The organism is Actinoplanes sp. CA-252034, from assembly GCF_050956125.1.
Taxonomy (GTDB): domain Bacteria; phylum Actinomycetota; class Actinomycetes; order Mycobacteriales; family Micromonosporaceae; genus Actinoplanes.
Genome location: NZ_CP191846.1, coordinates 9704221 through 9729024, shown reverse-complemented (window position 1 = coordinate 9729024; position 24804 = coordinate 9704221). Strand labels below are relative to the sequence as shown.

Here is a 24804-nt window from a genome sequence, read left to right as displayed (position 1 = left end):
CGAGCCATAGTCATCTCATCAATAGTCATTCTATGACTAACAACGAACGGGATGCCATCGTGATCGGTGGCGGCATCGCCGGGACGGCCGCCGCCATCGCCCTCCGGATCGCGGGGCGGACCCCGGTGATCTACGAGGCCCACGGCCCGGGTGACGCCGAGCGCGGCGTCTTCGTGACCCTCGCGGTGAACGGGGTGAACGCGATGCGAGCCCTCGGCGCCGACCCGGCCGTCGTGCTGGCCCGCGGATTCGCCACCCCACGGCTCGCGCTGCACGGCGCCTCCGGCCGGCTGCTGGCCGAGATGCCACTCGGCGGGCCGCTGCCGGACGGGACGGTCACCACCACGATCCGGCGGGCGGACCTCTACGCGGCGCTGCGCTCCGAAGCCGAACGGCAGGGCGTCGAGATCGTGTACGGCCACCGGCTCACGTCCGCACGCTCCGGCCCGCACGGCGTCACCGCGGAGTTCGAGGGCGACCGGGCCGTCACCGGAGAGTTGCTGGTGGGGGCGGACGGGCTCAACTCGCGGACCCGTACCTCCCTGGATCCGTCGACGCCCGCGCCGCACTTCCTCGGACTGCTCGACACCGGCGGTTTCACCGACGGCCCGGTCGACGCCGCGCTGCTCCCGCCGCCCGGTGTGATGCGGATGGCGTTCGGCCGCCGGGCGTTCTTCGGCTGGGCCGCCGCGCCGGACGGCCGGGTCTGGTGGTTCGCCAACCCGCCGCGCCGCCGCCCGGTGGAGCGCGGTGAGTTCACCGCCGACACCTGGCGCGCCCACCTGCTCGAGCTGGCCGAGGGTGAGCCGGCCGCCGGCCTGATCCGGGCCACCGCCGAGATCCTCGGCCCGTGGAGCACCCGCGACCTGCCCAGGGTGCCGGTCTGGCACGGCGACCGGACGGTGCTGGTCGGCGACGCCGCCCACGCCGTCGCGCCGTCGTCCGGGCAGGGCGTGTCGATGGCGCTGGAGGACGCCGTGGTCCTCGGGCACAGCCTGCGGGAGCACCGTGAGCTGCCGGCCGCGCTGTCCGCCTACGAGACCACGCGCCGGCCACGGGTGGAGAAGGTGGTCGCCCACGGGCGGCGGACCAGCAGCACCAAGGTCCTCGGGCCGGTCGGCGCGGCGCTGCGGGACGCGATGATGCCGCTGGGCATGCGGACGATGCACCGGCGCGGCGACCCGCAGGCCTGGATCTTCGAGCACCGGGTGCCGATGCTCGCGCGGGCGCCGCGGTGAGTCGTGGGGGCCCCGGCGGCGTTGGCGGGCGCCACCGGGGCCTCTGGGGAACTGCTCTGCCCCCACTCTCGTACCGGCCGGTCCCGCCCGACAACGGGGAAAACCCTTGCTGTTCCGGCGCCTTCAGGGTCGCCGCGGTCCGGTCCGCCACGGCCGGGACCATCCGGGTGGCGCTCGTGGAGAGTCCCCGTCTTCCTCGTCCTTCTTCCTCCACCGCGCCGTTCGGCTCGCCGTTTTGACCCCGCCGTTCGGCTCGCCGCTTTGGCCGCGTCGTTCGGCTCATCGTTTTCACCGCGCCGCCGGCCTCCCCCTGTCGCCGCGTCGTTCGCCGCGCCGCTTGCCTCACCCCTTTCGCCGCGCCGCCCGCCTCACCCCTTTCGCCGCGCCGCCCGCCTCACCTCTGTCGCCGCGCCGCCTGCCGCTCGGAATCCTCTGAGGTCGTCGCCGGGCCGTATCGGCGGCGGCGCCCGGGTTTCTGCGGCGTGGTGGCGGGGTGATCGGTGGCGGGTGGGGTGGTGCGGGCGCCCGTGCGGTGGTGGGTGTGGTGGGCGCGGTGACGCGGGTGGGGACGGCGTGGTGGTGGGTCCGGCCGGTGGTGGGGTGAAGGTGGGGGAGCCGGGCGAGGGGCGGGTTGTGACGTCCGATATCGGCGGCCTGGTGGCGGCGCGAACAGGCTCGACTGCGTGCGAGACTAGGTAACCATGAGCGACCCAAGGACCACTCCGTCGATCTTCACCCGCGGCGCGGTCGATCTCAGCACGCTGCGCCCCTCGGCGCCGGCCAGACCGGCCGCGCCGAGCCGTCCCGCCGCCCCGGCCGCGTCAGCCGATGGGGCTCCCGGCGCCGTTCCGGGCTCGGTGCCCGGCGCCATTCCCGGGGTCACCCCGGATGTGATCATCGACGTCAACGAGGCCGACTTCCAGTCCGTTCTGGAGCGGTCCCTGACCACGCCGATCCTGCTGGACTTCTGGGCCGACTGGTGCGAGCCCTGCAAGAAGCTGTCGCCGCTGCTGGAGAAGCTGGCCGTGGAGTATGGCGGCTCGTGGATCCTCGGCAAGGTCAATGTGGATGTGAACCCGCGCCTCGCGCAGGTCTTCCGCGTGCAGGGCATTCCGCAGGTGACGGCGCTGATCGGTGGTCAGCCGGTCGAGGGCTTCAGCGGCGTCCTCTCCGAAGCCCAGGTCCGGCAGTATGTCGACGCCGTGCTCAAGGCGGCCGGGGTCAGTGTGGTGGCCCCCGAGGACCCGCGCCTCGACGCCGCTGACGACGCTCTGATGACCGGTGATCTGGAGGCGGCCGAGGCGGCGTACCGGAAGATCCTCGCCGAGTCGCCCGCCGACGCGGCTGCCGAGTCCGGGCTGGCTCAGGTGGAGCTGTACCGGCGAATCGCCGGCGTCGACCCGTCGAGCGCCCTGGCCAAGGCCGATTCCGCCCCGGACGACGTCGAGGCGCAGCGGGTCGCCGCCGACATCGAGGTGCTCAGCGGGCAGGCCGCCGAGGCGTATTCACGGCTCATCGCCCTGATCAAGAAGACGGCCGGCGACGACCGTGACGCGGTGCGCAAGCACCTCCTGTCGCTGTTCGCCGTCGCCGGGCCGGACGACCCCGCGGTCGCCGGCGCAAGACGTGCACTGGCCAGCGCACTCTTCTGAGCTGCGGCTTCACAACGAAGGGGGGCGTCGTGCGCCGCATCGCCGTTCTGGACGCACCGTCCAATCTCGGCCTGCGCCCGCCGACGGCGACGTCGGTGCCGGGCTGCGCCAAGGCGCCCGGCGCCCTCCGCGACCAGGGTCTTCTCACCAAGCTCGGTGCCCGTGACGCGGGCTGTCTGACCCCACCGCGGTACGACCCGGGCGACTGGCGTCCCGGAGACGGGGTCGCCCACGCCGCCGAGATCGCCGCCTACTCCCGCGCGCTCGCCGACCGGATCGGCGCGATCATCGACGGCGGCGAGTTCCCGGTCGTCCTCGGTGGCGACTGCTCGATACTGATCGGCGCCGGCATCGCCATGCACCGCCTCGGTGACGCGGTCGGTGGCCGGATCGGGCTGGTCTTCGTGGACGGTCACTCCGACTTCCGGCATCCCGGCAACGCGTCCTACGTGGGCGCGGCCGCCGGTGAGGACCTGGCGCTCGCCACCGGCCGCGGCCAGGCCGACCTGGCGGCCATCGAGTCCCGCCGGCCCTACTTCCGTGACATCGACGTGGTGGTCCTCGGCATCCGTGCCCAGGACGAGTACCGCCTGGATCTCCAGGCCGCCGGCATCGTCACCCGCCCGGTCCCCGCCCTTCGCGCCGAGGGCGCCGCCCGCAGCGCCCAGTGGGCCCGTGACCAGCTCGTCGACTGTGCCGGCTACTGGGTGCACATCGACGTGGACGTCCTCGACCCGGCCGTCATGCCGGCCGTGGACGCGCCCGACCCCGGCGGCATCGCCTTCCCGGAGCTGGAGCTGCTGCTCAGCGGCCTCGTCGAGTCCCCACACTGCCTGGGCGTCGAGATCACGGTCTTCGACCCCGACTACGACCCCGACGGCCGCTATGCGTCCGAGATCACGTCCGCGGTGGTCAGCGGCCTTTCTCCGGTACGCGCCACCGCTCTCCGCCCGGACCTGGCCGCCGCCCGTCGCGACCTGGACAAGCCCACCACCCGCCGCACCACGGGCCGCCTCGCCCCCGTCGTGGCACCGGCCGCCCCAGAGCCGGCCGACCGAGCAACGGACACCGCCCCGGCGGATCCCGCAGAGTCCGATCCCGCCGCGGACGCCGCATCGCTGGACTCTGCCGCGGACGCCGCACCGGTGGACTCTGCCGCGGGTGCCGTAGCGGTGGACTCGGTCGGGGATGTCGGACCTGTGGATTCCGCCGCGGATGCCGTATCGGCCGATCCTGTTGTGGACGTCGGGTCGGCCGATCGTGTTACGGACGTGGCGTCGGCCGACTCGGCTGTCGTCGAATCGTCCGGACCAGCCGGGGATCACGCCTCCGCCGCGGGCGCCCAAGCTGTCGATCCGAGTGCCCACCGGGACTCCACCACCTCGGCCGAGGCTGTCGTGCCGGAGCCGTCCTCCCCGGCCGGAACAGTCGCACCGGAACCGGTGTATTCGGCCGCCGGTTCGGATCTGGAGGTCGTAACGGCCGCCGTGGTTCCCGCTCCCCGCCGTGAGGCCGTGACGGCCATCTCGATCGAGATCCAGAGGTCCGGATCGCCGGTCACCATCGCCGACCCGGACCTGGACGCGGCCACTGTCATCGCCCTCGATCATGGAGACGAGGCGACCGATCGGGCTGCCGATGCCTTCGTCGTCTCCGACGGGACGACTCCTGACTCCGGCGCCGTTGAAAGCGCCTCCGACTCCGGCGCCGTTTCGAGTGGCTTCCGGCCCGGCGCCGTTTCGGGCGGCTCCGAGTCCGGCGCTGGTTCAAGGGGCTCGGACTCCGATGCTGATCCGAGCGATGCCGACTCTGATGCCGGTTCGAGCGGCTCGGATTCTGGTGCTGGATCAGGCGATGTCGGCTCCGGACTCGCATCAGGTGGCTCCGGCTTTGGTGTGGTATCGAGTTCGGCGGATGCCGGCGTGGTATCGAACTCGCCGGACGCGGGTGAGGTATCGGACGGTCCGGGCTCCGGCCCCGCATCGGATGCATCTGGGTCGAAGACGGCTTTCCCTCTTGATCGTCAGGCTGTTCCGGTTCTGCTCAACGCCGCGGACGACGCCAAGCCGGTTGCGGGTGATCCTTCTCGGGTGGATGCCGCCTTTGTCCTGGCCATGGCACTTGCGACGGGTCATCCGCCGCTTCCCGTCGCCACCCGCGACGTGGTGGACCCGAACGGCTCCCGGCATTCCGCGGCCCAGCGGGACGATGTATCGGCCGCACCCGTCAACGGGGGCCGAACGATCGAGGAGCCCGGTGACGCCGCGGGGCGGGAGACCGCTGGCGAGTCCGCCCGGCAACTCGCGAACGACGACGGTGAAAACGCCGGGGACTCCACCACCGATCGACCGAATCGCTTCGCCGTCGTCGTCGCCGCCGATGCCACCCCACCCGACGTCACCGATACCGGAGACGGGCCGACTTCGCCGGCCGCGGTTGTCGGAGACGAGGCGACCACATCGTTCGTGGAGGTTGGAGACCGGGAGACTTCACCGGCCGGGGTTGTCGGGGACGAGGCGACCACATCGTTCGGCGACGGGGTGACCTCATCTGCCGTGGCCGACGGTGATGAGGCGACCACATCGGTGGCGGACGCCACGGACGAGTCCGCCGCGTCGGGCTCGGAGTCCGAAGAGGACGCCGCCGACCCCGGCGGGGAGCAACGTGAGCCGGAGCCCGAGCCGTTGGCCGGGATCGAGGCCGGCGACGAGCCTCGACCGGAGCGGAGCCGCTTCCAGCCGGAGGTGCGCCTGCTGTCCCGGCCACTCGGCTCGGCCCCGCTGCTCGACTCCGAGCCGCTACCCGCGACCCGCCCGGGAATGCTGCGCCCACGCCCACCGGCCGACGGCGACGTCACTCCGCCGGCCGCCGGTCGGGGCCGGTTCACCGGCTTTCCCCCGGGCGTCGCCTGACCCGGGGCACGCAGCCAGGGAGCCGGTCGGCTCCCCATCCCGCCCTCACGTCGCCGAGACAGCCGCCGGAGCCGACCGAGAACATCCCCGAACCGCGCTGCCCGCCAGCCGGAACCGTCCCGCAAACAGCGTCCCGCCCGGCCGGAACCGTCCGCAGCAACATCGCTAGCCGAGCGGCCTAGCGGAACAGCGCCCCCCGGCCGGGCGGGGCCTGCGGAACAGGGTTCCCAGCCGGGCGGGGCCTTGGGAGCAGCGTTGCCGGCCTTGCGGGGCAGTGTCGGGAGCCGGGCGGGCGTAGGGCGGGCTACCTGCTGAGGGCGGTCAGGAACCGCTGGACCACTGGAACGGCGGCCTCGGAACCGGCGCCACCGTTCTGGACCATCACGGCGAAGGCGATGTCGCCCTGGTAGCCGATGAACCAGGAGTGGGTGTCCTCCGAGCCGGTCTTGAACTCGGCGGTTCCGGTCTTGCCGTGGACGGCGCCACCGGGAACGTTGCGCAGCGCGGTGGCGGTGCCGTCGGTGACGACCTCACGCATCATGGCGCGGAGCCCGGTGAGCGCGTCCTTGTCGAGTTGCGGCCCAGCGGCGGCGGCTGCGGCGGGCGCCGGGTCGAGGACCAGCTTGGGCTGCTGGAACTGTCCCTTGGCGACGGCCGCGGTGGCGGCGGCCATGGCGAGCGGGCTGACCACGGTGCTGCCCTGGCCGAAGACGGCGGCGGCCAGTTCGGTGGCGGTTCCGCCGTCGGAGACCTGGCCGGAGGACGCCTCGACGCCGAGATCCCACTTGCCGCCGAGGCCGAGCGCGCTCGACGCCTCCTGCAGGCCGGCGGCGCTCAGCTTGGGGGCGAGAGCGGCGAACGCGGTGTTGCAGGACTTCGCGAAGTCGACGTGGAACGGCACCTTGCCGAGCGCCTGGTCGTGCGAGTTCTTGAACTCACGGCCGTCGACCGTGACCGTTTTCGGACAGTCGACGACGGTGTCCGCGGTAATGGCGTCGCGAGCCAGTAGCCCGTACGCCGAAATCATCTTGAACGTCGACCCCGGGGGACCTGGCCGGTGAAGGCGGTGTTGACGCCGCCCGGCTCGGGGCCGTTGGCCGAGGCCAGCACCGCGCCGTCGCTGACCCGGATGGCGACCAGGGAGCTGGGCTGCTTCTCGGCGGCGAGTGCGGTGTCGGCGGCGTTCTGTACGCGAGTGTCGAGCGTCACCTTGATCGGTTTGCCGGCGACCGGCTCGCTGGTGAAGAGCTTGGTGTCCTCGGTGGCGCCGTCGGCGGCCTCGCGGGCGATCACGACCGAGAGGCCGGCGGCGCCGCGCAGGACGTCGTCGTATTTCTGCTGGAGGCCGCTGTGCCCGGTCTCGTCACCGGCGAGGAGCACGCCGGGTTTGGCGGCGAGGTCCTCCTCGGTGGCCGGGTCGACGGTGCCCAGCAGGGCGCGCGCGAAGGCCCGCGTGGGCGCGAGCTGCCGGTTCTCGTCCCGGAAGACGGTGCCGGGCAGCGGCCGTACCTCTGCCCTGATCTTCTGATAGTCGGCCTGCCGCAGGCTGATCAGGTCGAGGAAGGCGCCGGGCTCGGCCTTGTCGACGCGATCCTTGAGGTCGTCCAGGCCGACGTCCACATTGATCCGGGCGAACGCGGCGGCGAGGTCCTTCTTGAGTTGGTCGAGGTCGGTGATCCGCTCGGGGCTGACCCCGACGATCGTCACCTTCTGCGGCCCGACCAGGGTCTTGCCGCTCGCGTCGAGGATGCCGGCGCGGGTGGCGGCGACGCGGCGCAGGCGCAGCTTCTCGCCGGCGGCGAGCTCGGGCTGGACCACCGAGGGCTCCCAGACGACGCTCCAACCGTCCTTGCCGGCCTTGGTGGCGCGCACCGTGCTGCGGTAGCTCCACTCGGTGCCGCCGGGCAGGGTCCACTTGACGGTGATCGGTGTGCTGGCGTTGTCGCCGTTCTCCTCGGTGGCGCCGGCCTTGGTGACCGCGAGCGGCTGGCCGGTGAGGTCTCCGTAGAGCCCGTTGATCTGGCTCGTCACGTCGGTCGAGGCGATCTTGCCGCCGGCCGCGGTGACGAAGCCGACGTCGTCGAGCTTGCCGCTGCTCCAGCCGTTGAGGAAGGCCGTGACGGCGTCCTCGGCCGGGTCCGAGGAGCAGGCGGTGAGTCCGCAGGAGGCGGCGAGCAGCAGGGCGGCCAGGCCGGCGGAGGAGCGGCGCATGAGGGTCCCTTCGGTGGGTAGCTGAACGAACCGTATTAAACAGATGCCCGTTCGGCTGTCCCGCGGATCGGGCACACCGGGGGTGTGAGGGGTGGGGGGACTGGCTCTAGGCTGTCCTCGACACGTTCGAGCCCACAGTGCCGTGGGTGAGGGGAGCGCCGGACCATGGCTGTCGCCGACGAGGCAGTGACCGATTCTGATCAGACCGCGTTGTTGGTTGACGAGGTGCCGAACGCCGAGCGGCTGGTCGCCCAGGCGGTCGAGCGCGCGGGTGAGGACCACAACACCGCATCGCTGGTGGGCCGCTTCTGGCGGTTCGCGCCCGATGAGGAGCTGATCGGATACACGCCCGACGAGATGTACTCGGCCGCGGTGGAGCACCGCGAGCTGGCCCGCAACCGTCTGCCCGGCGAGCTCAAGCTCGCCATCACCGAGCCGAGCGGCCCGCAGGCGCACAGCGTCCTGCGGATCGTGACGGACGACATGCCGTTCCTGGTGGACTCGGTGATCGCCCTGCTGACCGCCCACAACCTGCAGGTCTACCTGATGGTGCACCCGCTGATCGTGGTGCGCCGCGAGCCGCTCGGCGCGCTCTCCCAGCTCGAGGCCGACGTCGAGGCCGACGACGCCATCGAGGGCGATCTGGTGGAGAGCTGGATCCGGATCGAGATCGACCCGGTGCGCCGCCCGGAGGCCCGCGAGCAGCTGCTCAACGAGGTGCGGCGGGTGCTCACCGACGTGCGCGACGCGGTCGAGGACTGGCCGCGGATGCGCCAGCGGGCCCTCGTCATCTCCGACGAGCTGGCCGCCGCCCGCGGCGCGGACCGAGGGCTGCCGGTTCCCGACAAGGACGTCACCGACTCGATCGAGCTGCTCAAGTGGCTCGCCGACGACCACTTCACCTTCCTCGGCTACCGGGAGTACCGGCTGGACGACGGCGTCCTGACCGCGGTCCCCGGCACCGGGCTGGGCATCCTGCGCGGGGCAAGCAGGCCGCGCCGGCTGGCCGCCGAGATGGCCGCCGAGATCTACGAGCGGGCCATGGAGCGCCGGCTCCTCGTGATCACCAAGGCCAACTCGCGGGCCACCGTGCACCGGTCGGCCTACCTCGACTACATCGGTGTGAAGCTGTTCAACGACGCCGGCGAGGTGGTCGGCGAGCGTCGCTTCCTGGGGCTGTTCTCCAGCTCCGCGTATCGGACGAGCGTGCGCCAGTTGCCGGTGGTCAAGCGCAAGGTGCAGGAGGTGATGGACCGGTCCGGGCTGTCACCCCGTGGCCACTCCGGCAAGGACCTGCTGCAGATCCTCGAGACCTACCCGCGCGACGAGCTGTTCCAGATCAAGACCGATGATCTGTACGAGGCGGTCATCGGCGTGCTGCGGATGGCCGGGCGCCGGCAGCTCCGGCTGTTCCTGCGGCGCGACGGCTACGGCCGCTTCATCTCCTGCCTGATCTACCTGCCACGGGACCGGTTCACCACCGGCAACCGGCTGCGCATGCAGGAGATCCTGCTCCGCGAGCTGAACGGCGTGGGCGTCGACTACACGACCCGGGTCACCGAGCGGATGCTGGCGCGGGTGCACTTCATCGTGCGTACCGACCCGGCCGCCCCGCCCGGTCCGCTGGAGCCGAACGAGCTGGCCGAGCTGCTGGCCGACGCGACCCGGATGTGGGACGACGACTTCTCCCTGGTGCTGGAGCGCAAACTCGGCGACGAGCAGGCCCGCCGGCTGTTCCTGCGCTACTCCTCGGCCTACCCGGAGAGCTACAAGAACACCCATACGCCGTACGAGGGGATGCAGGACCTGGCGAAACTGGAGCTCCTCGAGGAGCCCGGCCAGTTGTCCATGCACCTGTTCCGGCGGCGCCGGCTGGGCCCGGACGGCACGCCCACGCCGGACGAGCGCGACGTGCGCTTCAAGGTGTACCGCTACGGCGAGCCGATGATGCTGTCCGCGGTGCTGCCGGTGCTGCACTCGCTGGGTGTCCGGGTCACCGACGAGAGGCCGTACGAGATCCGCCTCCCCGACGGTGTCATCCACCTCTACGACTTCGGGCTGCTGCCGCCCACCGGCCATCGCGAGCTGGCCGAGGTCCGCCCGCAGGTGGAGAACGCCTTCGCGGCCGCCTGGCGGGGCGAGGCCGAGGTCGACGGCTTCAACGAGCTGGTCCTGCTCGCCGGCCTCACGTGGCGGCAGGTGGTCATCCTCCGCGCCTACGCGAAATACCTGCGCCAGACCGGCAACGTCTTCTCCGAGCGCTACCTGGAGTCGACGTTCACGCAGTACCCGGAGATCGCCGGGCTGCTGGTGAGGCTCTTCGAGATCCGGTTCTCGCCCGCTCTGGTGGTGGGGGAGACCGAGCGGGCCCGGCAGGCCGGCGAGGTCCGCGACCGGATCACCGAGCTGCTCGACCAGGTGGAGAGCCTCGACCAGGACCGGATCCTGCGCTCGTACCTCACGCTGATCGAGGCGACCCTGCGGACCAGCTTCTTCCAGCGTGGCCCGGAGGGGCGGCCGAAGTCCTACGTGGCCTTCAAGCTGGACCCGCAGGCCATTCCCGACCTGCCGCAGCCACGGCCGAAGTTCGAGATCTTCGTCTACTCGCCGCGGTTCGAGGGCGTGCACCTGCGCTTCGGCGCGGTCGCCCGTGGTGGCCTGCGCTGGTCGGACCGGCGCGAGGACTTCCGTACCGAGGTGCTGGGCCTGGTCAAGGCACAGATGGTGAAGAACTCGGTGATCGTCCCGGTGGGCGCGAAGGGCGGCTTCGTCCTCAAGCAGAAACCGGGCGATCGCGACGAGGCGGTGGAGTGCTACAAACGCTTCATCACCGCCCTGCTCGACGTCACCGACAACATCCAGAGCGGCAAGATCGTGCCGCCGCAGGACGTGGTCCGGCACGACGGCGACGACCCGTACCTGGTGGTGGCGGCGGACAAGGGCACGGCCACGTTCTCCGACATCGCCAACGAGATCTCGGTCGGCAAGGACTTCTGGATGGGCGACGCGTTCGCCTCCGGCGGTTCGGCCGGCTACGACCACAAGAAGATGGGCATCACCGCCCGCGGCGCGTGGGAGTCGGTCAAGAAGCACTTCCGCGACCTGGGGCTCGACACCCAGACACAGGATTTCACGGTGGTCGGCGTCGGCGACATGTCCGGCGACGTCTTCGGCAACGGCATGCTCCTGTCGGAGCACATCCGGCTGGTCGCGGCCTTCGATCACCGCCACGTCTTCCTCGATCCCAACCCGACGGCATCGATTTCGTACGCCGAGCGCAAGCGCCTGTTCGACCTGCCCCGCTCCTCCTGGGACGACTACGACAAGTCCCTGATCAGCGAGGGCGGCGGCGTCTACCCGCGGTCGGCGAAGTCGATCCCGGTCAGCCCGCAGGTGCGCGAGCGGCTGCAACTGGGCGACGCCGCGGTGATCAGTCCCGGCGACCTGATGCGGGCGATCCTCAAGGCGCCGGTCGACCTGTTCTTCAACGGCGGCATCGGCACCTACGTGAAGGCGGCGTCCGAGTCACACGCGGAGGTCGGTGACAAGGGCAACGACTCGATCCGGGTCAACGGGGCCGACCTGCGGGTCAGGGTGGTCGGCGAGGGCGGCAACCTGGGCCTCACGCAGCGCGGCCGGATCGAGTTCGCCCGCGCCGGCGGCCGGGTGTTCACCGACTTCATCGACAACTCGGCCGGCGTGGACTGCTCCGACCACGAGGTCAACATCAAGATCCTGCTCGGCGGTGCGGTGGTCGACGGCGAGATGACCATCCCGGAGCGCGACGAGATGCTCGCCGCGATGACCGACGAGGTCGGCGAGATGGTCCTGCGCGACAACTACGAGCAGGCCATGGCCCTCGGCAACGCCCGCTCGCAGGCGCACTCGCTGCTGCCGGTGCACCGGCGCATGCTGACCGCGCTGGAGCAGCGCGGCGAGCTGAACCGCGAGCTGGAGGCCCTGCCGACGGACAAGGAGCTCGCCGTCCGTCACGAGAACGGCGAGGGCCTCACCGCTCCGGAGTTCGCGGTGCTCCTGGCGTACGTCAAGATCAGTCTGGAGCGGGAGGTGCTCGCCGACGAACTGGTCGACGAGGCCTGGACCAGCGGGGTCCTCTCCGAGTACTTCCCGACGCCGCTGCGCGAGCGCTTCGCCGGCCGGATGGCCGGGCATCGGCTGCGGCGGGAGATCATCTCGACGTCGCTGGTCAACGAGGTGGTCAACCGCGGGGGTACGTCGTTCGTCTACCGGGCCATGGAGGAGAGCGGCGCGTCCGCGGCCGACGTGATCCGGGCCTACGTGGTGATCCGGGACGTCTACCGGCTGCCGGAGATCTGGGCGGCCGGTGAGGCGCTCGACAACGAGGTGCCGACGGCGGCGCAGACGCTCGTCTTCCTGGAGACCCGCCGGCTGCTCGACCGGGCGGTCCGCTGGCTGGTCAGCACCCGGCGTTCGCCGATCGACGTGGCCGGCGAGATCGCGAAACTGCGTCCCGGCGTCGCCGACCTGCTGCCCCGCCTGCCGCAGGTGATCGTCGGCGGGGAGCGTCGCTCGCTGACGAACCGGGCCGAGGAGCTGACCGGCAAGGGTGTGCCGGAGGAGTTGGCAGGCAAGGTGGCCCGGGTGTTCTACGGGTTCGGCCTGCTCGACATCCTGGAGACGGCGTCCTCGACCGGCCGCGATCCGGGCGAGGTGGCGCAGGTCTACTTCGTGCTCTCCGAGCGCTTCGGGGTGGACGCTCTGCTCTCGCACATCTCCCGGCTGCCCCGGGGCGACCGTTGGCAGACCCTGGCCCGGATGGCGCTGCGCTACGACCTGTACGCCGCGCTGGCCGCCCTGACCGCCGAGGTGCTCCAGTCGACGGAGTCGACGGCCGCCCCGGAGGATCGGGTGTCGGAGTGGTCCCAGGTGAACGCGGCGTCGATCGCCCGTGCGTCGAACGCCATGGGCAATGTCGAGGACACCCCGGCCGAGCTGGCGGCGCTGTCGGTGCTGCTGCGCCAGATCCGGACCCTGGTGAAGACGTCGGCGGCCTGATCGCGGGCTCTGGTTTTTGGTGAGCCGGACTTCGGCGGGCAGCTCCCGAAGCCCTGCCGAAGTCCGGCTCACCGTCTGCGTCGCGGATCGAACTGGTCCCGAGCCGAGTTCCGCGACATTCCCCAGATCCACCTTCTGGCCATCACGCTAGGTGACGTAACGGCACGGGGGAAGCGCAGCGTAGGCGGATTGACCGTTCGGTTGGTCCGTTTCGCCCAGAAGTTTCGCCCATAGGCGGACATCGGTGACGACCGGCATGTAGTTGGTGACGCACCGTGACGTACCCCCGAATCCGGGAAGCTAGCGCCGGCGTCTCGGCAGGTCGGTTCTCAGCGCCGTCGCGGCGCCGGGACGGCGGCGGCGACCAGTCCGAGCGCCTCGGCCGCCGCACGGCTGTTGGCAAGGCTGGCACCGTGCGTGATCACGAAGGCGTCCACACCGGCCGGCCGCCACGTCGACGGCCAGCCCATCTCGACCACGCCGACCGGGCGCTCGGCGGCCAGCTTCTCGATCAGCGTCCGGGCCGCGGGGCAGTTGTGCAGGCGTCGGCCGACCAGGACGACCGGACGGTCGCCGGCACGCTCCGTGATCGACTCGACGGTCGTGTCGGCGGCCACCACCTCGATCTCCTCGGCGGTCGCCAGGTGTGGCGTGAGGCCCCACGGCACCTTGCCCTCGGCGATCGAGTAACCGGCCACGAACCGCACCACGAGCGGATTGCGCAGCCGGTCGTCCGATCCCTCGAAGCGCAGTCCCTGCCGGGCGGCCTCGACACCGAGCTCGAAGTCCGGTCGGTCACCGTCGGTCGCCGGTGGGACGGACGCGCCACCGGCCGCCGAGGTCGGTGCCGTTGAGACGGACGCGCCACCGGCCGCCGCGGTCGCGGAGCCGGCGGAGATCGGTGTGACGGACACGCCGCCGGCCGGAGCGGTGGTGGGCCTGCTCCAGGCGGCCAACACGGCGGTGCGTTCGGCGGCGTTCTCCAGGCGGGCCGGGTCGAGGCGCCCGTCACCGGCGGCGGCCGCGATCTCGGCGGCAACCGCTTCGACGAGGTCGAGGTCGACGACCGCGCCGATGCAGAGCAGGTCGGCCCCGGCGGCGAGCGCGGCGACCGCGGCCCGGGGGATGCTGCCGGCCGCACCGGCCGCGCCCCGCATCTCCAGCGCGTCGGTGACGATCACGCCCTTGAATCCGAGCTCGTCGCGGAGCAGGCCGTTCAGTGCGGACCGGCTGAAGGTGGCCGGTCCGTCGCCGGTCAGCTGCGGCACCCGGATGTGGGCGCTCATCACCGCCCGGACCCCGGCGTCGACGGCGGCGGCGAACGGCGGCAGGTCCCGGGAGCGCAGCAGGGACAGCGGAACGTCGACGGTCGGCAGCTCCAGGTGGGAGTCGGAGACCGTGGCGCCGTGCCCGGGGAAGTGCTTCGCGCAGGCCGCGACCCCGCTGGACTGGAGGCCGGTGACGGCGGCCGCGGTGTGCCGGGCGACCAGCGCCGGATCCGCCCCGAACGACCGGGTGCCGATGATCGGGTTGTCGTCGGCGGTGTTGACGTCGACGGTCGGCGCCAGGTCCAGGTTGATGCCGACGGCGGCGAGGTCGGCGCCGATCGCGGCGTACACGCGGCGGGTCAGGTCCGGATTGCCCGCCGCGCCGAGGGCGGCGTTCCCGGGGTACGCGCTACCGGTCCGGTGCCCGAGCCGGGTGACGTCGCCGCCCTCCTCGTCGATCGCGATCAGCACGTCGGCGCGGGCCGACCGCAGCTGCGCGGTCAGACCGGCGACCTGTCCGGGATCGACCACGTTGCCACCGAACAGGGTGTGCCCGGCCAGCCCGTCGAGCAGCAGGTCGCCCGCCCACGGGGGCGCGGTGGGCCCGGGGAAGGCGGCGAGGAGGGTGCGCAGGGCCAGTCGGCGGAGGCCCGGGTCGATCACCATGGTTTCCTTCCGATGACGCAACTCTGGCCGCGAAGGGCCACGAGCTGCCATGATCGCTCGGAGTCGATAGCCACCTTCCGGTCCGGCATCATTGCCTACCGTTACGCTGCGGCTGCGTGTCGTGCGTCGACACTGTAACAGGAAAGAATCCTTAATATTAGGGGACTACGTATGGCCGCCACCCGCCTTCCGGGCACGCCCCGGTTGCTGCGCGCTCTCAACGACCGCGCCGCGCTGGACCTGCTGCTCACCCGCGGCCCGCTCACCCGGGCCCAGCTCGGCGAGATGACCGGCCTCAGCAAGGTCACCGCCTCCCAGCTGGTGGAACGCCTGGAGGAGCGCGGACTGGTCCGCCGCGTCGGTGAGCAGGCCGGCGGCCGCGGCCCGAACGCCCAGCTCTACGCGGTCACCCCGGGCAGCGCCCACGTCATCGGCGTGGAGGTCGGCCCGGACGGTGTCGTGGCCGCCTGCGCCGACATCACCGGCACCGTGATCAGCCGCGTCGAGCAGAGCACCAAGGACACCGACGACCCGGTCGGGGTCGTACACAACGCCGTCGTCCAGGCGGCCGGTGAGGCCGGCGCCGACCTGCCCTCGGTCCGTCGCGTGGTGCTCGGCACCCCCGGCCTGGTCGACCCGCAGTCCGGCGAGATCTCGTTCGCGCACGACCTGCCCCGCTGGCACCGCGGCCTGCTCGCCGACCTGCGCCGTGACCTGAACATCCCGGTCTTCTTCGGCAACGACGTCAACCTGGCCGCCGTGGCCGAGTCGAGCACCGGCGCCGCCACCGGTGTGACCGATTTCGCCCTGGTGTGGATCGGCCGGGGCGTCGGCCTGGCCACGGTCATCAACGGCCGGCTCCACCAGGGCGCCACGGGCGCCGCCGGTGAGATCGGCTACCTGCCGGTCGGCGGTGCCGAGGTGCCGCACAACGCGTCCCGCCGCGGCGTGAAGGGCGCCTTCCAGGCGATCGCCGGCGCCGACGCGGTCAAATCCATCGGCAAGCAGTTCGGCTTCCGTGGCGCCGAGGCGGCCGACGTGGTCCGCGCCGCGGTCGCCGCCGGCACGGCCGGTGAGCCGGTCCTCGACGAGCTCGCCCGCCGTCTCGCCCTCGGCGTGGCCGCCACCTGCGCGGTCCTCGACCCGCCGCTGGTCGTGCTGGCCGGCGAGATCAGCCGGGCCGGCGGCCCCGCCCTCGCCGACCGGGTGGAGCGCGAGGTCGCCGCGATCACCCTGGTCTCGCCGAAGATCGTGGTCACCGGAGTCGCCTCCGAGCCGGTCCTGCACGGCGCCCTCCGCACGGCTCTCGACGCCGTCCGCGACGAGGTCTTCGGCTCGACCACCGACTGACACGGGTTCGCCCGGTGGTGCGGGTAACCGGCACGCCGTCCGGTCGCCGCGGGCGGACATGGTTGGATGGACGCGTGCGCGAGGCTGCCGTATCCATTCCGCCCGACGAGGACACCGTCATCGCCTTCGACCGCGTCAACGTGGTGCGTGGTGGCAACCATCTGATCCGCGACCTGTCCTGGCAGGTCGAGCTGGATGAGCGGTGGGTGGTGCTCGGCCCGAACGGCGCGGGCAAGACCACCCTGCTCAACCTGGCGTCCGCCCGGATGCACCCGACACGCGGTAACGCGTACGTCCTGGGTGAGAAGCTGGGCCGGACCGACGTGACCGAGCTGCGGACCCGGGTGGGCATCACCACCGGCCGGTTCGCCGAGCAGGTCCCGCCGTCCGAGCGGGTCCTCGACGTGGTGGTGACCGCCGCGTGGTCGGTGGTCGGCCGCTGGCGGGAGAGCTACGACCCGCAGGACGAGGCCCGGGCCCGGGAGCTGCTCGATCAGCTCGGCATCGGGGCGTTCGCCGATCGTGAGTTCGGCACGCTCTCCGAGGGTGAGCGCAAGCGCACCCAGATCGCCCGGGCGCTGATGACCGACCCGGAGCTGATGCTGCTCGACGAGCCGACCGCGGGCCTCGACCTGGGCGGCCGCGAGACGCTGATCGGCCACCTCACCGAGCTGGCCCTCGACCCCGACGCCCCGGCCATGGTGCTGGTCACCCACCACGTCGAGGAGATCCCGCCGGGCTTCACCCACGGCCTGCTGCTGCGGGAGGGCGTCGTGGTGGCGGCCGGTCTGCTCGGCGAGGTGATGACCGCGGAGAACCTGACGAAGACCTTCGGGCTGCCGCTGATCGTCGACCGGTTCGGCGACCGGTTCACCGCACGGGCCGGCTGATGACCCGGGTCGTCGTCGTGGGCAGCGCGAACATGGACCTGGTCGGGCTGGCGCCGAGCCTGCCGCGGCCGGGCGAGACCGTGCTCGGCGACGACTTCGTGATGACGCCCGGCGGCAAGGGCTCCAACCAGGCCATCGCCGCCGCGCTCGCCGGCGGCGAGACGGTCTTCCTGGGCGCCATCGGCTCCGATGCCTTCGGCGTCACCCTCAACGCGCGGTTGGCGGCGGCCGGCGTGGGCGTCGATCTGGTACGGACGAGCTACGGCTCGTCCGGAGTGGCCGTCATCATGGTGGACCGCGCGGGCGAGAACTCGATCCTGGTCAGCCCCGGCGCGAACCGCACCTTCGTCGGGCTCACCGACGAGGAGACGTCCGTCATCGCCGCCGCCGACGTGCTGCTCTGCCAGCAGGAGATCCCGATGGCCACGGTGCAGGCCGCGCTGCGGGCCGGCCGGGCCGCCGGGACCCGCACCATCCTGAACGCGGCGCCCGCCCGTGTCCTGCCGTCCGGGCTGCTCGACGACGTGGATCTGCTGGTCGTCAACGAGACTGAGGCCAGAGCCATCACCGGTGGCGACGACCCGGACGTCGCGGCGCTTCTGGCCCTGGTGCCCCGGGTCGTGCTGACGCTCAGTGGCGCCGGCTCCCGCTACGCCGACCGGGACGGCGCCGACGTGCACGTGCCCGCCTTCCGGGTGGAGGTCGCCGACACCACGGCGGCCGGCGACGCCTTCACCGGCGCCCTGGCCGTGGCCTGGGGCGAGGGCCGCGACCTGATCGACGCGGTCCGCTGGGCCAACGCCGCCGGAGCGGCCTGCGTCCGCCGGGTGGGCGCCAGCAACGCCCTGCCCGCCCGCGCTGACATCGAGGCCCTCTACTCCCAGCCCTGACCGGCCACCGACGGTCGGTGGGGGTCACGTCCGGGCGGCGGTGAGGAAGCGCTCGACCTCGGTCCGGAGGATGGCGGCCAGCTCGGACTGGCCGGTCGTCTCGTGTGCGGTGTCACCGTCGACGGCCGCGGCGATGCCGTCGATCAGCGTGCTCATCTCACGGATGCGCTCGGTGACGGCACGGAGCACCCGTACCGCGTCCTCGGACGCCGCCTGCACCGCGTCGAACTGGTCGATGATCTCGCCGCTGGACTCGCCGGTCTCGTTGGCCAGCGTCTTGACCTCGTTGGCGACCACGCTGAACCCGCGTCCGGCGGCGCCGGCCCGGGCGGCCTCGATGGAGGCGTTGAGCGACAGCAACTGGGTCTGCATCGCCACCCGGTTGATCAGGTCGACGGCGTTGCGGATCTGACCCGAGGCGCGGCGCAGGTCGTTGACGGTGCCGAGACCGCGTTCGGCGTCGGTGACCGCGGCCCGGGCGAAGCCGGCCAGGCCGTTGGCGGAGCGGCCCATCTCGCCGGCCGAGGTGGCGATGCGCTCGGAAAGGGCCAGCACGGCGGACTCCAGCTCGTCGGCGAACGCCAGCCGCGACTCGGCGGCCGCGGACGCCGCCCCCGCCTCCCGGACGAACGCGTCGGTACGGTCCAGCAGCTCGTTGATCGCCGAGCGGGCCTCGACGACGGCGTCCGAGCCGCCGAGCCACGGCACGCGTGCCTCGAGATCGCCACTCGCGGCCCGGCGGCAGACCTCCGCGATCGTGTACATCGCCTCGTCGTCACCGTCCGGTACGGGCTCCGGCGGCGCCGGGCGGCGGCGAGCGGCGGTGGATGTGGGACGGGTCATCGGACTCCTCCCGCGGACAGGTCCCACACCAGCTCGTCGTAGGTGCGGTCACGCTCGGCCAGGACCTGCTGGAGAGCGGCGTGACCGGCGGCGACCGCGTCCTGCGGGCGGCTGTGGCGGCTCTCGGCGGCACGCAGCACCCGGTACAGGTCGTCGGCGGCGGTGATCGCGTTCCGGGACGGTACCCGGCGGTTGGAGTGGTAGCCGACCACCCGGCCGGCTTCGTCGTAGGAGGGCGTGACGTGCGCGAACACCCAGTAGTGGGCGCCGTCGGCGGCGAGGTTCACCACGTAGGCGAAGATCTCCCGCCGGTCCTTGAGGGTGTCCCAGAGGAGCTTGAAGACGGCCCTTCGCCGAACGTGCGTTGGCGACCGGTGGGCCGTACCCGAGTGTTCTTCATGATGCTCTGATCTTGCCCGGTGACGACCGGGAAGTTGGCCTTATCGGGACTCTCGGGTCACCCGCAGCGCCCACGCGATCAGCGGCGCCTGCAGGGGCAACCGCCCCCACGCGATCGCCCGTCTCGCCGGTGAGGCGTGCCGCCAGTCCAGCGCCATCTGCACGTTCGCCGGGAACACCGCGACGAAGAGCGCCGCCGCGGCCAGGCCACCGGCCCGGCGGGTCCGCGGATGCGCGACGGCGGCGGTGACCGCCAGCTCGGCGACGCCGCTCAGATACGTCCACGTGCGCGGCGAGCCCGGCAGCGAGCGCGGCACGATGCCGTCGAACGGTTTCGGTGCCACGAAGTGCAGCACCCCCATACCGCCGAGCATCGCCGCCAGGCTCGCGGCGTCCCGCCTCACCGCGCCACCTCCACCGCGCTCCGGCCCCACACCGGGTCTCGGCCCGCGCCCGATGACCGGCTCACGCGCTCGCTCATCGACGCACCGCCGGCTCCAGCGCCCGCTGCAGGGCCCGGTAGATGCGGCCGAACCGCTGCGCGTTGTCGGTCCGCATGAGCAGGACGTCGCCGTCGCGGACACGGCCCCAGATCTCCAGGGTGCGGCTGCCCCGGTCGTACGACCGGTCGACCCGCTCCAGCATCAGGTCCGCGACCGGAACCACGGCCAGGCCGATCAGGATGCCGCCGACGACCATGGCCACCGTGGTGCCGAGCGGCGCGTCCAGCAGCAGCGCCACCAGCACGGCGAGCGCACCCACCACCAGCGGCAGGAGCACGGCCAGTCCGAGAGCGCCGCGCCACGCGATGACGCCCCAGGAACGGGCGCCCTTCGTATACCAGACCTGGATCAGCTCGGGCAGCCGGAACTCGCGGCCGTTCATCCAGATCCCGGACGACGTGATCAGCACTTCCGGATCCCGGTAGTACGTGGTCATCTTCTTCCTCCCCAGGGGACCCAATCTAATCCCTACCCGTCGTAGGCTGGCGGCGAAACGACTCGATGACAGGGAGGTCCGGGTGGGCGAGTTCGTGCGGCTCGAAGTGGCGGACGGCATCGGCACGATCCGGCTCGAGAGGCCACCGGTGAACGCGCTGAACACCCAGGTCCAGGAGGAGCTGCGCGCGGCCGCACACGCCGCCGAGGCGGACACGTCGGTGCGGGCCGTGGTCGTGCACGGCGCCGGGAGGCACTTCGCCGCGGGCGCCGACATCACCGAGTTCACCGGTGTGACGTACCAGGACATGGTGGCCCGGGTGCACGCGCTCTCCGGCGCCTTCGACGCGGTCGCGCGGATCCCCAAGCCGGTCGTCGCCGCGATCAATGGCTATGCGCTCGGCGGCGGCTGCGAGCTGGCCCTCGCCTGCGACTGGCGGGTGATCGCGGAGGACGCGAGACTCGGCCAGCCGGAGATCAAGCTCGGCCTCATCCCCGGTGCGGGCGGCACCCAGCGGCTGGCCCGGCTGATCGGCCCGGCCAGGGCCAAGGACCTGATCTTCTCCGGCCGGATGGTGGACAGCGAGGAGGCGCTGCGGATCGGCCTGGCCGACCGGGTGGTTCCGGCCGCCGAGGTGTATGCGACGGCGGTCGAGCTGGTCCGGCAGTACACGACCGGCCCGGCCCTGGCGCTGCGCGCGGCGAAACAGGCCGTCGACGGCGGTCTCGGCGTCGACCTCGCGTCCGGTCTGGCGCTGGAGTCGCACCTGTTCGCGGGCCTGTTCGCCACCGACGATCGGCTCGAAGGGACTACCGCGTTCGTCGAGAAGCGGGCCCCCGAGTTCACCGGCAGGTAGTGGATCGCTCGGATGCGGGCAGTCATTGCCTAGACTGCGGACATGTCCATCGACCAGGGTGGTCCGAAGCGGTACGCCCTCGGCGTCGACTTCGGCACTTCCAACACCGTCGCCGTGGCGCGATGGCCGGACGGCCGCGCCCGCCCGATCCTGGTCGACGGTTCCCCGCTGCTGCCGTCCGCCGTCTTCGCCGACTCCGAGGGCAACCTGCTCGTCGGGCGCGACGCGGTGCACAGCGCCCGCCTCGACCCGGCGAGGTTCGAGCCCAACCCGAAACGGCGGGTCGACGACGGCCTGGTGCTGCTCGGTGAGCGCGAGTTCGAGACCGTCGACCTGATCGCGGCCGTCCTGGCCCGGGTCGCCGAGGAGTGGCACCGGGCGGTCGGGCCGTATCGCCCCGAGGTCACCCTCACCTGCCCGGCCACCTGGGGCGCGACGCGGCGTACCCTACTGGCCGACGCCGCCGCCCGGGCCGGTCTGGAGGGCGCCCGTCTGGTCGCCGAGCCGGTCGCCGCGGCCACCTACTTCGCCGAGGTCCTCGGGCGCGACGTGCCGATCGGCTCGGTCGTGATGGTGCACGACTTCGGGGCCGGCACGTTCGACACCAGCATCGTGGCCCGTACGTCGTCCGGGTTCGAGGTGCTCGCCGTCGACGGGCGTGACGACCTCGGCGGCCTCGACGTGGACGCCGCCGTCGTCGAGCACCTGCAGACCGACGAGTGGGCCCGCCTCATGGAGCCGGCCACCGTCGAGGAGCGCCGCGCCCGCCGCCAGCTCTGGGACGATGTGCGCATCGCGAAGGAACGCCTCTCCCGCGCCCAGTCCGCCGACTTCGTGGTGCCGCTGCTCGACGTCGAGGCGCACCTCACCCGCGAGGAGCTGGAGACGGTCGCCCGGCCGGTGCTGGAGCAGACGGTTCAGATCACGCAAAATCTCCTGCGCTTGGCAGACCTGCCGGAGGGCCGGCTCGCCGGGGTCTTCCTGGTCGGCGGCGCCAGCCGGATCCCGCTCGTGGCGACGCTGCTGCACCGGGCGCTCGGCGACCCGCCGGTGGTGATCGAGCAGCCCGAACTGGTCGTCGCCGAGGGCAGCGTCCTGGCCGGAGCGGCCCTGCTCACCACCGAGCCCGCCGCGCCCGGCCCCACCGAAGAGCTGCGCCTGCCGTCGAAGTATCTGCAGGTCGAGGCCGAGGAACCGGCCGACGGCCGCCCCGGGCCCGGCGATCGGCCGGCTACGGCGGCGAAGCGGCCGGTGGACGACCGCGCGACGGTGGTGGCCCCGAAGCCACTGATGGACGACCGGCCCACGGTCGTCGCCGCCAAGTCGTTGACGGACGACCGCCCGACGGTGGTCGCCGGAAAGCCGCTGATGGACGACCGCCCGACCGTGGTGGCCGGAAAGCCGCTGATGGACGACCGGCCCACGGTCGTCGGGAAGCTGATCGACGACCGGCCGGCGGCGATGGCGGCCGGCCCTCGCGGCGACCGTCCGACGGTGATCGCCGGGAAGCCGCTCGACGACCGGCCCACCGTGGTCGCGTCGAAGGCCGAGATCGAGGCCGACCGGCCGACCGCGCTGGTGGACAAGCCGGTACCGCGACCCGCGACCACGCCGGTGCCGGCCGTGGCGACCGAGCAGGCGCCGGCCGAGATCCCCCTCGTGAGCGCGGCGCCCGGCGCCGTCGGCGAGCCGTCCGGCGCCGAGACGGTGAAGACGCCGTCGGCGCCGGTGATCCCGGCACAGGCCGGCCCGGCCCGCGGGACCGATGCCGAGGCGCTGCCGAAACGACAGCCGCGTGCGGACGGTCCGTCGTCGGCCCGGCCACAGGGCCCCGGACCAGGTCGTGGCCCCGGCCGCCCGTCCCGCCCGTCCGGCCCGGACACCCCGCCGCATCTGCGCCCGCCGGTCGACCCGTGGCCGCACGCCGCCTCCGTCACCTGGCGCCCCGATCCGGACGCGACGGTCGCCACCAGCCCGCCTGAGTACGAGAGCCGGACGCCCGTACCCCCGCAGAGGCAACCCGGGCCACCGCCTCGCCCGCAGCGTGCCCAGCAGCCCGTGGTGATCCACTCCCGTCCGGTCTCACCGGCGGTGGGCTCGGCCCGCCCGGTGTCGCCGCCGCGGGCCACGGCCGCCGTCCCTCAGGCGGCCCAGCAGACTCCGGAGCCGGCGCTCGTCCACCGGCCTCGCCGACGCGGGCGGATCCGTCGCACGCTGCAGGTGCTGATCAGCCTCCTGGTGATGATCACGGTGCCGGTGGCGGCGCTGATCCTCGCCTTCGGGTACGGCAACAACACCACGATCGAGCAGGACGCGATCGACGTCTTCAAGGAGATCGCGGAGCTGCTGGGCCTGCGCTGAGCGCGGCTCGGCGGGTCAGGGGCGATCCTGCTGCTCGTCGTCCTGGTGGACCTCACGATCCGGGCGGATCTCGGGCTCCTCGTGGATCTCACGATCCGGGCGGATCTCGGGCTCCCGGTGGCTCTCACGCTCCCACTGGGCCAGCAGCTCCCGGTCACGGCGCGACTGCTCGTCGCCGTCCATGGACCGCAGGAAGTCGGGATCGTCGTCGGGTGAGGCCGGGCGGCGGGAGGGGCCGCGACGGTTGACCGGGCGACCCGCGACGAGGTAGACGATGGGGCCGGCGATGGGGACGAGCAGGACCACCAGAATCCAGACGGCCCGCGGCGCGTTACGCACTCGCTCGGCCGACAGGACACTGATGAGAGCCAGGACCAGCAGCACGAGCGCCGCCCCGGCCAGGAGGATGAACAACCGGACCATGCCGCAATGATGCCTCTCCCGCGGCGGGACGGCGACGATCAGAGCATGACAACCCCGTAGCCGAGGACGGCCAGAGCCGTCACCAGCACGGCGTATGCCCGGATCGCCCGCGGCGCCGGCCCGGGGAATCTCGTCCGCAGGTCCTGTCCCCGGTGCAGGGCGATGCCGACCACTCCGGCCCAGGTGACCATCGAGGCGGCGGCGGCGAGCCACTCGGCCGGGCCCGCACCGGGTGTGAACGCCGGACGCACGGTGAGCAACGCCACCACGGCCGCGGACAGTCCGGTACGCCGCCAGGCGAGCCTGGTCCGCTCGGCCGAGGCGCCCGGGTCGCGGCGCACCCCCGCGCAGGCTCCCGGATCCCGGCGGTGCTCGGCGCAGGGGCCGCTCACCGGACCACCCGCCTCGGGCCGCTCACCAGGACTCCTGGATCCGGGCCGCTCATCAGAACGCCTGGATCAGGACCGCGATGATGATCACGACAGCGCCGGCCGCCACCGCGATCGCCAGCACCGCCGGAAACCGGGATCGCGGCAGATCCGCGCCCGTCCGCATGGCCCGTTCGGTACGCGTCCAATGGTCGACCGCGCGCAGCGCCACCAGCGCGCCGAGCACCAGCAGCAGGACCGCGATGATCTCCCGCAGATGGGCGACCGGCAGTGGCGGCAGGAACTGCGCGCAGGCCAGACCGCCGGCGATCAGTGCCAGGCCGGTGCGGATCCAGGCGAGGAAGGTGCGCTCGTTGGCGAGGGAGAACCGATAGTCGGGCGTGTCGCCGGTCTCTGACGTGTCGAACCATTGCCTCAGCTCACCGAACACCCTGCCGATTATTGACCTAATGGGTCAAGAAGGTGGTGCCAGAGATTGCG

The 24804-nt window shown here is 72.4% G+C and carries 17 protein-coding genes and 2 pseudogenes; 9 read left to right on the top strand and 10 right to left on the bottom strand.

Translation table 11 applies throughout. The annotated features are described in order from the left end of the window. Positions 1-32 precede the first annotated feature (32 nt). The 3 genes and pseudogenes from ACQPZW_RS43855 to ACQPZW_RS43845 all read left to right on the top strand — a co-directional run. Positions 33-1238 carry an FAD-dependent oxidoreductase gene (locus ACQPZW_RS43855; RefSeq protein ID WP_433791914.1) on the top strand — a complete coding sequence of 402 codons (1206 nt, stop codon included), beginning with the start codon at positions 33-35 and terminating at the stop codon, positions 1236-1238. A gap of 701 nt (positions 1239-1939) precedes the next feature. Further along, positions 1940-2890, top strand: coding sequence for a tetratricopeptide repeat protein (locus ACQPZW_RS43850; RefSeq protein WP_433791913.1), 951 nt, complete (start codon positions 1940-1942; stop codon positions 2888-2890). A gap of 29 nt (positions 2891-2919) precedes the next feature. Then, positions 2920-3823, top strand: a pseudogene (locus ACQPZW_RS43845) (arginase family protein); the annotation flags it as partial. Positions 3824-6106: 2283 nt separating this feature from the next. Here the strand turns inward: ACQPZW_RS43845 and ACQPZW_RS43840 are convergent. Further along, positions 6107-6829, bottom strand: a complete 723-nt coding sequence (locus tag ACQPZW_RS43840) for a penicillin-binding transpeptidase domain-containing protein (protein ID WP_433791912.1) — start codon at positions 6827-6829, stop codon at positions 6107-6109. Further along, on the bottom strand, positions 6826-8013 hold the full coding sequence (locus ACQPZW_RS43835; protein WP_433791911.1) for an NTF2-like N-terminal transpeptidase domain-containing protein: 1188 nt from the start codon (positions 8011-8013) through the stop codon (positions 6826-6828). The genes ACQPZW_RS43840 and ACQPZW_RS43835 overlap by 4 nt, the downstream gene beginning before the upstream one ends. A 225-nt stretch (positions 8014-8238) precedes the next feature. Here ACQPZW_RS43835 and ACQPZW_RS43830 point away from each other — a divergent pair. Next, positions 8239-13050 (top strand): annotated as a pseudogene (locus tag ACQPZW_RS43830) (NAD-glutamate dehydrogenase); the annotation flags it as partial. A gap of 329 nt (positions 13051-13379) precedes the next feature. Here the strand turns inward: ACQPZW_RS43830 and ACQPZW_RS43825 are convergent. After that, positions 13380-14984 (bottom strand): glycoside hydrolase family 3 N-terminal domain-containing protein, encoded by a 1605-nt coding sequence (locus ACQPZW_RS43825; protein WP_433791910.1) that lies wholly within the window; start codon positions 14982-14984, stop codon positions 13380-13382. A 171-nt stretch (positions 14985-15155) separates the two neighbouring features. Here ACQPZW_RS43825 and ACQPZW_RS43820 point away from each other — a divergent pair, with 171 nt between their 5' ends. The 3 genes from ACQPZW_RS43820 (at position 15156) to ACQPZW_RS43810 (ending at position 18114) form a co-directional block, all read left to right on the top strand. Beyond that, a complete protein-coding gene (locus tag ACQPZW_RS43820) occupies positions 15156-16334 on the top strand; it encodes an ROK family transcriptional regulator (RefSeq protein WP_433791909.1) in 1179 nt (392 codons plus the stop codon). A gap of 62 nt (positions 16335-16396) precedes the next feature. Beyond that, the gene (locus ACQPZW_RS43815) at positions 16397-17224 is read left to right on the top strand and encodes an ABC transporter ATP-binding protein (RefSeq protein ID WP_433791908.1); all 828 of its coding nucleotides are present in this window, start codon (positions 16397-16399) and stop codon (positions 17222-17224) included. After that, the gene (locus ACQPZW_RS43810; RefSeq protein ID WP_433791907.1) at positions 17224-18114 is read left to right on the top strand and encodes a ribokinase; all 891 of its coding nucleotides are present in this window, start codon (positions 17224-17226) and stop codon (positions 18112-18114) included. The genes ACQPZW_RS43815 and ACQPZW_RS43810 overlap by 1 nt, the downstream gene beginning before the upstream one ends. 24 nt (positions 18115-18138) lie before the next feature. On the opposite strand, the gene ACQPZW_RS43805 is transcribed toward ACQPZW_RS43810, so the two are convergent. The 4 genes from ACQPZW_RS43805 to ACQPZW_RS43790 form a co-directional block, all read right to left on the bottom strand. Then, on the bottom strand, positions 18139-18957 hold the full coding sequence (locus tag ACQPZW_RS43805) for a methyl-accepting chemotaxis protein (RefSeq protein WP_433791906.1): 819 nt from the start codon (positions 18955-18957) through the stop codon (positions 18139-18141). Beyond that, positions 18954-19247 carry a hypothetical protein gene (locus tag ACQPZW_RS43800; protein ID WP_433791905.1) on the bottom strand — a complete coding sequence of 98 codons (294 nt, stop codon included), beginning with the start codon at positions 19245-19247 and terminating at the stop codon, positions 18954-18956. Before ACQPZW_RS43800 ends, ACQPZW_RS43805 begins: the two co-directional genes overlap by 4 nt. Before the next feature lie 150 nt (positions 19248-19397). Continuing rightward, a complete protein-coding gene (locus ACQPZW_RS43795) occupies positions 19398-19760 on the bottom strand; it encodes a DoxX family protein (protein WP_433791904.1) in 363 nt (120 codons plus the stop codon). A gap of 73 nt (positions 19761-19833) precedes the next feature. Continuing rightward, positions 19834-20295: a DUF6232 family protein gene (locus ACQPZW_RS43790; RefSeq protein ID WP_433791903.1), complete on the bottom strand. Its 462-nt coding sequence runs from the start codon at positions 20293-20295 to the stop codon at positions 19834-19836. 82 nt (positions 20296-20377) lie between these two features. On the opposite strand from ACQPZW_RS43790, the gene ACQPZW_RS43785 reads away from it, so the two are divergent. Both ACQPZW_RS43785 and ACQPZW_RS43780 read left to right on the top strand, forming a co-directional pair. Next, the gene (locus ACQPZW_RS43785; protein ID WP_433791902.1) at positions 20378-21151 is read left to right on the top strand and encodes an enoyl-CoA hydratase/isomerase family protein; all 774 of its coding nucleotides are present in this window, start codon (positions 20378-20380) and stop codon (positions 21149-21151) included. Between the two features lie 42 nt (positions 21152-21193). After that, positions 21194-23512 (top strand): Hsp70 family protein, encoded by a 2319-nt coding sequence (locus ACQPZW_RS43780; protein ID WP_433791901.1) that lies wholly within the window; start codon positions 21194-21196, stop codon positions 23510-23512. A 15-nt stretch (positions 23513-23527) separates the two neighbouring features. Here ACQPZW_RS43780 and ACQPZW_RS43775 read toward each other — a convergent pair whose 3' ends face one another. The 3 genes from ACQPZW_RS43775 to ACQPZW_RS43765 are packed head-to-tail and all read right to left on the bottom strand — an operon-like array spanning position 23528 to position 24754. Continuing rightward, positions 23528-23935, bottom strand: a complete 408-nt coding sequence (locus ACQPZW_RS43775) for a PLD nuclease N-terminal domain-containing protein (RefSeq protein ID WP_433791900.1) — start codon at positions 23933-23935, stop codon at positions 23528-23530. A gap of 38 nt (positions 23936-23973) precedes the next feature. Continuing rightward, entirely contained in the window at positions 23974-24327 is a 354-nt protein-coding gene (locus ACQPZW_RS43770) for a DUF202 domain-containing protein (protein WP_433791899.1), read from the bottom strand. 52 nt (positions 24328-24379) lie between these two features. Continuing rightward, entirely contained in the window at positions 24380-24754 is a 375-nt protein-coding gene (locus tag ACQPZW_RS43765; RefSeq protein WP_433791898.1) for a YidH family protein, read from the bottom strand. Between the last annotated feature and the right edge of the window lie 50 nt (positions 24755-24804).